The sequence below is a fragment of the Inhella sp. genome, assembly GCF_027532025.1.
Taxonomy (GTDB): domain Bacteria; phylum Pseudomonadota; class Gammaproteobacteria; order Burkholderiales; family Burkholderiaceae_C; genus Inhella.
The window spans coordinates 20,156-28,657 of the sequence record NZ_JAPZSY010000144.1 but is presented as its reverse complement, the minus strand read 5'-3'; the positions used below and the strand labels follow the sequence as shown (position 1 = coordinate 28,657).

Genomic DNA, 8,502 nt, shown 5'->3' with positions numbered 1-8,502 from the left:
CTGGCGGCCCTTTTGTTGGCCCTGACTGGCCTGGCCATGTATGCCGCCGCCCTGACTCGGCCGACGCTCGGATCGCCTCAGGGCTCGGCAACTTGATCACCGCCCAATCCCCCGCCACTTCAACACCGCCTGTTCGGGTGGCAATGGATTTTGCAAGTCCGACTACCTCTTCGCCTTCGGCTTGCGGCTCGGCCAGCCAGGTCTGTCCCATGTCTTCCACCAGCACGCCCCGGCGCGTGAGCAGCTTCATCAGCCGGGCGATGACGGTCTGCAGCAGCGCGTGCAGCTCGTCGTCGGTGGGCGAAGCCGCCTCGATGAAAGCCGGCGAGCCATCGGGGGCGCGGCGGTACACCCCGTCCAGCACCAAACAGTGCAGGTGGATGTTGAGGGGCCCGTCCGCCGGCAAGAGGGGGCCGATGGCCCTGGCGGGGTGCTGGAACTCGAGACCCCACAGGCGGCACAGGCCGAGACATTCGTTCGCGGGCTGCCCCTTGTGGCAGTGGGGCTCGTTCGCTGCACGACCCATGCGTTGTCGCCCCCTGGAGTGCCTGCCTGGTGGTTTGCGCAGAAAGTGGCACCGATTGACGTTTTGTAGCAATCGGTCTAATATGCACCCATGCGCCCCAAGCTGTTCGATCCCGACGCCGTCATAGCCAGTGCGCTGCCTCTGTTTTGGCGGCAGGGCTACGAAGGAACGCACATGCCCGAACTCTTGGACGCGATGGGGCTTGGCAAGGCGAGCTTCTACAACGCTTTCACCTCCAAACATGCGGTGTTCCTTAACGTCCTCGACCGCTATCTCAGCGCGGTCGATCACGTTCTGGCCAGAGCCCTTGAGGGCGTGAAGCATCGGGACGAAGCGGCTGCCAAGCTGCTCGACGCGATCTTGGCCGTAGCACGTGATCAAGAAGAAAGGACGGTCGGTTGGCGCGGCTGCCTGATCGGCAACACGGCCCTCGAGATGGGGGCGCAAGACGAAACCGTGCGCGACCGCCTCAACCAGGGCGTACGCCTGCTGCGGCGCCACTTCGCTAAGGCGCTTAGCCTCGCCGACGGCGACGGACGCGTCCTGCCGGACGGCGCCGTGTCCGCGCTTTCATTGCATGCCGTCGCCGGTATCCAGGGCATCCTGGTGCTGGCAAAGGCCGGGCTGCCCAAGGAGGAGGTAACGGCAGCGAGGCAGGCGCTCTTGTTCACGCTTCAAGCCTCCCCACAGGTCTGAACACTGGGTGAGGTGATCGCGAGCGCTTAGCCTCGCCCAGTTTTGTACCAAGCGCTCCATAAAGGAACAGCAGCCATGAAGATGCTCAACGCCTCGATCCACAGCACCCTAGACTACGCCACGGTAGTCGTCTTTGCTTCTGCGCCAACGCTACTCGATTTCTCGGGCGCACCCGCCGTGCTGGCCTACCTGCTCGCAGCTGTTCACTTGGCAATGACCGTCCTGACCGACATGCCATTTGGCCTCGTGAAGATCATCCCCATGCGATTGCACGCATTGGTGGAAATGCTCGTCGGTCCCACGCTGATTGCTGCAGCCCTGTTGGCTCCATCGTTGGTCATGGGAGCCCAGGGTTTCTTCGTCGCGAGCGGGGTCGCGATTTTTGCCGTGTGGCTTCTCAGCGACTACGCGTCGGCGACAAAGTCCGCCTGAGCGGTGGCGCTGGGTGATTGGCTCCCAGATGCAGAAGGGGCTGAGCCAGAGCGCATCAGTCCCTGATTCGGGATGAGGCTCGCATGGCCTGGGACGGCATGAGGCTCAGCGCAAGCCACCCGTTTTGACGACGGCCTGCAAGGGCCGTCTTGGCGAATGGGGCACCGATCGCGGGGCGTAGCCCAGACGGAAGGCGAAGGTGGCGTGGCCACCGGCAGTGCCGACCCAGCGCTGGAGCAACTCGGCGGTCGGAGAGGGGCGCAGCAGTTGGCGATCGCGATCGACGATTTCCATCAACTGGTTCATCGGTTGCGCCGACAGCCCCATCTCCGTCAGTTGCAAATGGAGGCGCTGCCAGCGCGCTCCCGCCAGAAGTTGGCCTCGGCGGTCATGGAGATCCCGGACCACGAGCAGCGCGTACATGGGGGCGCTGGCCAATTGCGTTCGGGTCGCGTCCAACCAGTACTCGCCCGAGGTCTTGCCGTCGACGGCGGGCAGCAGCGACGACAAGGCGGCCATCACGGGCGGGATGCCCGCCGTGGGGACCGAGACGCCGTCGCGGTGCTCGGCCACGGCTTTGGGGTGGTTGCGAAACCAGTGGTGCCCGTCGGCGGTCATGTCGGCGTCGTTCACGATCTGCTGCGTGCCGGCCAGTGTGGCTTGGGCGAACGCCCGGCCGGGCTCGGTGTTCGCATCCAGCCAAATCAAGCGGACGTCGTCGTTGTCGTCCTTCGAGAGGAAGTTCAGGACATCCGGCGGCACCGGCCTTGCGGGGTCGTAGGGGGCGCGGTGGGTGCGGCGCTTGGCGATGACCTTGGCCAGGGTGTTGGGCAGGCCTTTGGCGGGACGGAGCTCGATGCGGGCGGCCAGGGTGTCGTGACGCGGGGCGGGCCGCAGCTCGGTCGTTGCCGCGAAGCCGCGCGCCAGCGCGGCGATCTCGATGTTGGCGATGGCGGCCCCAATGCCGATCCACATCTCTCTGGCAAAGGGATCCATGGCGCCCAAAGATCGGTAAGGGTCGGCGTGAACGTCGATGTGATCGTCCAGGACGTGGAACAGCCAAGGCTGCGTGTTGTGCGGGCTGGCGGCCAAGATGGCGGCCGCCACGAGGGAGAGGGGGTCGCCCGATGGGCTCGTCTCCCAGGCTTGCCAGGGTTCAAAGGGTGCGTCGTCGCGAGGGATCAAACCGACGCTGGTCGCGCGCCACAAGGTGGCGGCCGCGGCCGCTCCAACGGCGACGCCACCGCCCACAAAGGCCCGGCGCTTCCAGGACGGCGCCGAGCTCGACGGACCGGTGCCTGTTGTCGCAGGGTTGTTCAGGGTGCTGGAGTTCATGGGCGGTGGTGTTGGGGGTTTCAGAAGCGGTAGGCGACTGCGATACCGATGGAGTTGGCGCTGTTGTCGCCGCGCAGCCGCACGATGGGGCTGTCGGCCGCGTCGCCAGCCAGGCGCGACACGCTGGCGCGCCCGATCAGGGCCCATTGCCGGCTCAGGTCGTACGAACCCGTCAGCCCCAGCGAGGTGCTCTTCATCCCGCCGCCGGCCTTGTAGATCGGCAGGCCGCTGCGCTGGCTGTTGTCGGCGTCCACGGAGAAGTACGTGTCCATGTACTTGTCGTTGGCGTGGGTCGAGCTCAGGTCAAAGCTGTACTGGAAAGCGCCCATCTTGGCGCCTTGGTAGCGGGCGCTCCAAGTCACTTGGGTGCCCTTGCCGCCCCGGGCCTCAAGGCCCACGCTCAGGCGGTCGCCGGCGCTCAGGGTGTCCATGAAGCCGTACTCGACGAAGAAGCCGGCCTCGGCGGTGCCGTCGACTTTGCGCAGTTTGCGCACGACCACGTCGTCAACCCCGTCGTCTCGAGCCGGACGCATCGACACCACCGGGCCCAGGGCCCAGGGGCTCTTGGGACCCATGACGTTGTACTGCACCGAACCGCCTGCCAGCCGCAGGCTGCCGTAGCTGCCGAGGTCCAAGCGGCCCAAGAGCAAGGGTCGCACGGCCGAGTCGGCGGAGCCTTCGAAGTCGGGCACGGAAATCGCGCCCAATCCCAACACGTTGCGTGGCGGCTCTTGGGCCAGTGCAGTGCCCGACGCGGCAGCCAGGGCGAGGCTGAGCAGCAGGCCGCGGGACGCGTTTGCCAGGACGGACAAGGGGCTCGCGGACCGGAGCGAGGAGTGATGCATGACGGACTTTCTGAAAGGGGTTGGGTGATTCCAAGACCGGGATGCGCTGGTCGCATCCACGCTCGGGAGGGAGTGTCTGAACAGTCCCTGCCGTCACCAACCCCCGTGGCCGCATGCACTGCATGCGTTTTTGCATGGGCGGACGGAGGGGCAACCCGGGCGTCAGGGGCTGGTCAATGAGGTAACGCCGGATGCGCGTTGGCAGGCCCGGCAGCAGCCGCTTGCGCCTGATGACGCAGGGGGCCCAGGAACTCGCCGATGCGGCGTTCGAGCGCCTGAAAGTGCGGGTTGAACGTGGATCGCGCGCCCGCCTGGCCCACGGGCGGTGACTGCCCGCCCACGCCGTACCAAACCTGATCGGCTCGCTGGCAGGCGGCGATGTCCTTTTCTTCCCGGTAAGGGGTGCTGCCGCAGTTGCGGTAGTGGCCCGTGAGGCCGTAGTGTGGGTTGTCGGGCGAGATGTGCAAGGACAAGTGGGACAGCCCCACCACCCTCAGCGCGGTGCTGGCCGCGGGCGTCCAGGCCACCCGGCTGCTGGGTTCGTTGGGTGGGGCATCAGAAAAGTAGTTGACCAGCAGGCTGCTGGGGTGCCCGGCCCGTGCTTCGAAGAGGCGCCGGTTGGCGGCCACGTCCACCACTTCGTCGTCTTCGCTTTGCACGACCAGCCACGGCACCTGCAACGGCCCGTGGCGCTGCAAGCGCTCGTCCATGAGGCCGAGGACGGCCATGGTGGCGGAGATGCCCTGGGTGGGCATCGAGCCGTAGCGCGCGAACTCTTCGCGGGGTCGCGAAAGCAGCCAAGGCCGAATGGGGGCCATCCAGTCGGCTTGCCTCGCCAGGAAATTGGAGCGGATTCGATAGGCTGGTGACACGCCGATCACGGCGTCCACCTTGCCGGGCGATTCGGCGGCCGAGGCCAGCGCCAGGGACGCGCCCAGCGAGAAGCCCGCCAAGACCACGACCGGGCTCTCGCGCCTGGCTTGCGCCACCGCCGCCTCCAGGTGATGGAGCCAGTCTCGGTGGTCGACCCTCAACAGGTCGCCCGGGCGCGTGCCGTGCCCGGGCAGCAGCAGGGCGCGTGACTCGAAGCACATCCGCGCGAAGACGCTGGCGAGATCGCGCATGGCAAATGGGGTGTCCGACAGCCCGTGCACCAAGACGACGATGCCTCGCGGCTCGCTGCTGGGGCAGGTGGCATCGGCGGCCATTCGGAAGGGTGCCACCAGGGCCAGCTCGGCTTCTGCGTTGGAGGGGTCGAAAGGCAGCCGGTGCGCTCGCAGTTCCTGCGTGACCCGGTCGACGTAGTCCTCAAACTGGGCTTCGGGAGCCAGGGCCGACGGCGTTTGCCAGCCGCTGCGCCTGAGCTCGTCCGGCGAAGCGGGTGGGCCAGCGGGGGCACATCCGACCAAAAGCCCAAGGGCTGTCAACACGAGGGCAAGCCCGGGCATGCAGCGCATGGGGCGGAGGGGTTGGGGGTCGGTCATGGATCGATCCTGCGGGCGCCAAGGCCCGGGCTTGGGGCGAACGCGTTGAAGGTCCAGCGCCGCTGGGCGTGGGGGTCAGCCGGCCGCTTGGGTTTCCAGGGCGGCATGCTCTGGCACCCCGGGTCGACGCCGTCGCTCGGGGTGGTGAGCGGCGGGGCGGGTGAGGTCGAGCACGATCCGTCCCTCGACCTGACCGGTTTCGATCAGCCGGTGCGCCTCGACGGCTTCGTCCAGACCGAACACCCGCTGGACGTGGGGCGCGATGCGGCCGGCTTCCAGCAGCGACAGCAGCATCGTCAGATCGTCCTGGAAGTGCGCCGGGTGCTCGGCCCGCTGTCCCGAGACGTCGTAGAAGACGACGCGCTGAGACAAGAAAGGCATGGACGACATCGACTTGATCCGCACGAAGTCGAAGCCGAGCCCCAGCTTGGCCATCAGGCCCCGCCATTTCCCGGCTCCTTGGCCGGCCCGCAATGCGGCGGTGAAGCCCGCCACCACCAGGCGCCCGGCCGGTGCGAGACGCGCCATGAGCGACGAGAGCGCCTCCCCCCGGGCGGCATCGAGAACGACGGCGAAGCCGCCCAATTCGCGCGACCAGCGATCCAGCCGAAGGCTCGACCCGATTTGGTCATACGCCACGAAGGCAGCGCCCATGCGGGTGACGGCCTGCTCCCGCTTGGCTGAAGCGACACCGACCGCCCGCACCCCGAAGGCGCGACACAGGTCCAGCGCCGCCAGGCCCACCGCACCGCTGGCGCCACAAATCAGCACGGCATCGCCAGCCTTCGCGCCGCCCTCGCGAAACAGGGCTTGGTAGGCGGTCATGTAGCTGAGGATCAGGGGCTCCACCTGCGTCGCTTCCAGGCCCTGTGGCACGGCGACCAGCGAGGCGGCCGGACGCACCAGGTGGGTGGCGTTGCCGCCGAGTTGGATCAGGTCGGCCACGCGGTCGCCCACGCGCCACCGCGTGACCCCGGCTCCGATGCGGTCGATTCGACCGACGAAGTCGTAGCCCAGGGTCAGGGGCAGGGTCAGCTTCAACACCGGGTAGAGGTTGCGGCGGATGAGCATGTCGGTGAAGACCAAGCTCGAGGCCTCGACCCGGATGCGCACCTCACCCGCGCCCGGCTCGGGCAGCGTCTCGTCCTGCACCCACTGGATGACGTCAGGGCCACCGAAGGACTGAACTTCGAGTCGCTGGAACGACACGGCCGCCGCCCTCACGCGGTACGGCGCAAGGCGCGCCAGAAGAACAGCAGCCCCATCGCCATGAACCAAAGTTGGATGCCGGTGGTGGACACCACGATGGAAACGGGCGGTGCGATGCCGAACAGCTCCAGCGCCGGCAGGGCGACCAGCACGCCGGCCAGCACCCCCGTCAGCCCCGCCCAGGCGGGCCACTGGCGGTTGCGCAGGATCAGCAGGCCCGTGGCGATGGCCCAGATCGAGGCAAAGGCCGCGACCCCCAGCGACTCTCCGATGGCGCCGCCCCAGGCGTTCAGCGCGGCCTGCATGGCCTCGATCGCGGCCCGGCCCTCGGCGGACAGGCCGGGGGCGGCATGGGCTTCTGAGAGGCTCACACTGCCGGTCAGCCAGCGCAGGATGCCGATCGCCCGGGCGAGCGCCGAGACCGCCGCCGCACCGATGGCGATCAAGGCCATCGTGCCTAAGGGCCCGGGCCGGGCCACCAGGCGAACCGTCACCACCCCGGTGACGAGAAAGAGCAGCGAGTACCCGAGGTACAGCCCGTAGCCCAGCCGCACGCTGGCCAATTCCTCCCGCAACAGCGGCAACATCTTTGAGGGCGGGAAGTCCAGGCTGTCGGGCCATTGGATGGCATTGCCGAGCACCGCCATGGGGGCAAAGATGCTCAAGCCTTGCACCAGCAGGATCAGCCCAGCCACCAGCAGCAGGCCTCGTGGCATGGCGTGGTCGTCCTGGGCGGTTGGGGTGGGTTTCATGGCATGCCTGCGGCTTGAAGGGTGGGAGGGAAGGGGTGGAACGGGCCGATCGACCGTGTTGGGCCGGGAGTATCGGGAGGCAGTGGGGCAGCGCCAACCCCTGCGCCTGCATGCATGGCATGCGTTTTTGCATGGCCTCTGAAGCCGGTCTTGTCGTTAGCATCCGCAACAAGTCGGCACCTCGCCACGAGCGACACCGGCGACGCCGTGGCAGCGACTGCCGCTGAACCGTCTCAATCGGGGCTCGAATCCCATGCCGCTCAACAACGCGCTGTCCACTGGGGTGCGACTGGACGACTGGAACTTGCTGCGTTCATTCATCGCGGTGTGTGAAACCCAAACGCTCACCGCAGCTGCCGAGTCGCTTGGGCTGACGCAGCCCACGTTGGGGCGGCACATCCGCGAGTTGGAAGCCCTGGTGGGCGAAACGCTGTTCGACCGCCTGCCCGGCAAGATGCGACCGACCGAGCGGGCGGCCTTTTTGATGGCACGGCTGCAGCCCCTGCTGGACAGCGTGGGGCGCTTTGAACAAGCGCTGTGGGCGGGCGAGGAGGAGGTGGCGGGCACGGTGCGCATCACCACCAGCGAAGCGCTGGGCGCGCTCGTGCTGCCGCGCCTGCTGGCGCCGTTGCTCAACGCTTGGCCCATGCTGCAGGTCGAGGTTCAGGCCTCCGACGCCGTTCAAAACCTGCTTCGCCGCGAGGCGGATATCGCCATTCGTTTCTTCCGCCCCGAGCAAGACGACGTCATTGCCGTCTCCGTCGGTCAAACCGAGTTGGGGCTGTACGGGAGCAGGGCGCTCGTCGACGCCTTGCCCCAGGGCTACACGCCGCACGACCTCAAGGGGCGCTACATCGGCGACATCGGCGTGGAGCGCCCCATCGAGATGGCGGCCGCGGCGGGCTATTCCCTGCAGCGGGCCGACTTCCGGTTCCGTTCGATGTCGGGCATCGCGCAACTGCAGGCGGTGGAAGCTGGCCTCGGGTTCGCCGGCCTGTTGGCCGTGTTTGCCGTCGACCGCCCCTCTCTCGTGCGGGTGTTCCCCGAACTGGTCGCTCAGCCGGTGTCGGTTTGGTTGTGCGCCCACGACGACCTGCGTCGCAGCCCTCGGATGCGCCAAGTCTTTGACCATTTGACCGTTTCGTTGCGGCAACTCTTCGACGCCGCGGCCAAGGCCTCCGCCACTTGATCGAGCCCCACAGGCGCCTGCTTGGCGCCTCAAG

Annotated in this window: 9 protein-coding genes; 3 read left to right on the top strand and 6 right to left on the bottom strand. The window is 67.6% G+C overall.

Annotation, left to right across the window (positions count from 1 at the left end):
* Positions 1-352, bottom strand: a 352-nt coding sequence (locus O9335_RS16700; protein WP_298390343.1) for a hypothetical protein, incomplete at its 3' end; no start/stop codon positions are given.
* Between the two features lie 264 nt (positions 353-616).
* Here O9335_RS16700 and O9335_RS16695 point away from each other — a divergent pair.
* Both O9335_RS16695 and O9335_RS16690 read left to right on the top strand, forming a co-directional pair.
* Positions 617-1,222, top strand: a complete 606-nt coding sequence (locus O9335_RS16695) for a TetR/AcrR family transcriptional regulator (protein WP_298390340.1) — start codon at positions 617-619, stop codon at positions 1,220-1,222.
* Positions 1,223-1,297: 75 nt separating this feature from the next.
* Positions 1,298-1,654, top strand: coding sequence for a hypothetical protein (locus tag O9335_RS16690; RefSeq protein WP_298390337.1), 357 nt, complete (start codon positions 1,298-1,300; stop codon positions 1,652-1,654).
* A 105-nt stretch (positions 1,655-1,759) separates the two neighbouring features.
* Here the strand turns inward: O9335_RS16690 and O9335_RS16685 are convergent, their stop codons facing one another.
* The 5 genes from O9335_RS16685 to O9335_RS16665 form a co-directional block, all read right to left on the bottom strand.
* Positions 1,760-2,989, bottom strand: a complete 1,230-nt coding sequence (locus O9335_RS16685; RefSeq protein ID WP_298390334.1) for a hypothetical protein — start codon at positions 2,987-2,989, stop codon at positions 1,760-1,762.
* A 20-nt stretch (positions 2,990-3,009) separates the two neighbouring features.
* Entirely contained in the window at positions 3,010-3,801 is a 792-nt protein-coding gene (locus O9335_RS16680) for a MipA/OmpV family protein (RefSeq protein ID WP_298390331.1), read from the bottom strand.
* A gap of 206 nt (positions 3,802-4,007) precedes the next feature.
* Positions 4,008-5,318: an alpha/beta hydrolase gene (locus O9335_RS16675; protein WP_298390328.1), complete on the bottom strand. Its 1,311-nt coding sequence runs from the start codon at positions 5,316-5,318 to the stop codon at positions 4,008-4,010.
* Positions 5,319-5,393: 75 nt separating this feature from the next.
* Positions 5,394-6,542 (bottom strand): zinc-binding dehydrogenase, encoded by a 1,149-nt coding sequence (locus O9335_RS16670; protein ID WP_298390325.1) that lies wholly within the window; start codon positions 6,540-6,542, stop codon positions 5,394-5,396.
* On the bottom strand, positions 6,539-7,279 hold the full coding sequence (locus O9335_RS16665; protein ID WP_298390320.1) for a DUF4386 family protein: 741 nt from the start codon (positions 7,277-7,279) through the stop codon (positions 6,539-6,541). Before O9335_RS16665 ends, O9335_RS16670 begins: the two co-directional genes overlap by 4 nt.
* Positions 7,280-7,532: 253 nt before the next feature.
* Between O9335_RS16665 and O9335_RS16660 the strand changes: the two genes are divergently transcribed.
* Complete coding sequence (locus tag O9335_RS16660; RefSeq protein WP_298390317.1) at positions 7,533-8,468, top strand: LysR family transcriptional regulator; 936 nt, start codon at positions 7,533-7,535, stop codon at positions 8,466-8,468.
* The last annotated feature ends 34 nt before the right edge of the window (positions 8,469-8,502 follow it).

What these genes read in the sequence shown, in the direction of transcription:
- O9335_RS16675 (WP_298390328.1), bottom strand. Translation starts at nt 5,318, where the DNA reads ATGACCGACCCCCAACCCCTCCGCCCCATGCGCTGCATGCCCGGGCTT.
- O9335_RS16660 (WP_298390317.1), top strand. Translation starts at nt 7,533, where the DNA reads ATGCCGCTCAACAACGCGCTGTCCACTGGGGTGCGACTGGACGACTGG.
- O9335_RS16695 (WP_298390340.1), top strand. Translation starts at nt 617, where the DNA reads ATGCGCCCCAAGCTGTTCGATCCCGACGCCGTCATAGCCAGTGCGCTG.
- O9335_RS16690 (WP_298390337.1), top strand. Translation starts at nt 1,298, where the DNA reads ATGAAGATGCTCAACGCCTCGATCCACAGCACCCTAGACTACGCCACG.
- O9335_RS16665 (WP_298390320.1), bottom strand. Translation starts at nt 7,279, where the DNA reads ATGAAACCCACCCCAACCGCCCAGGACGACCACGCCATGCCACGAGGC.
- O9335_RS16685 (WP_298390334.1), bottom strand. Translation starts at nt 2,989, where the DNA reads ATGAACTCCAGCACCCTGAACAACCCTGCGACAACAGGCACCGGTCCG.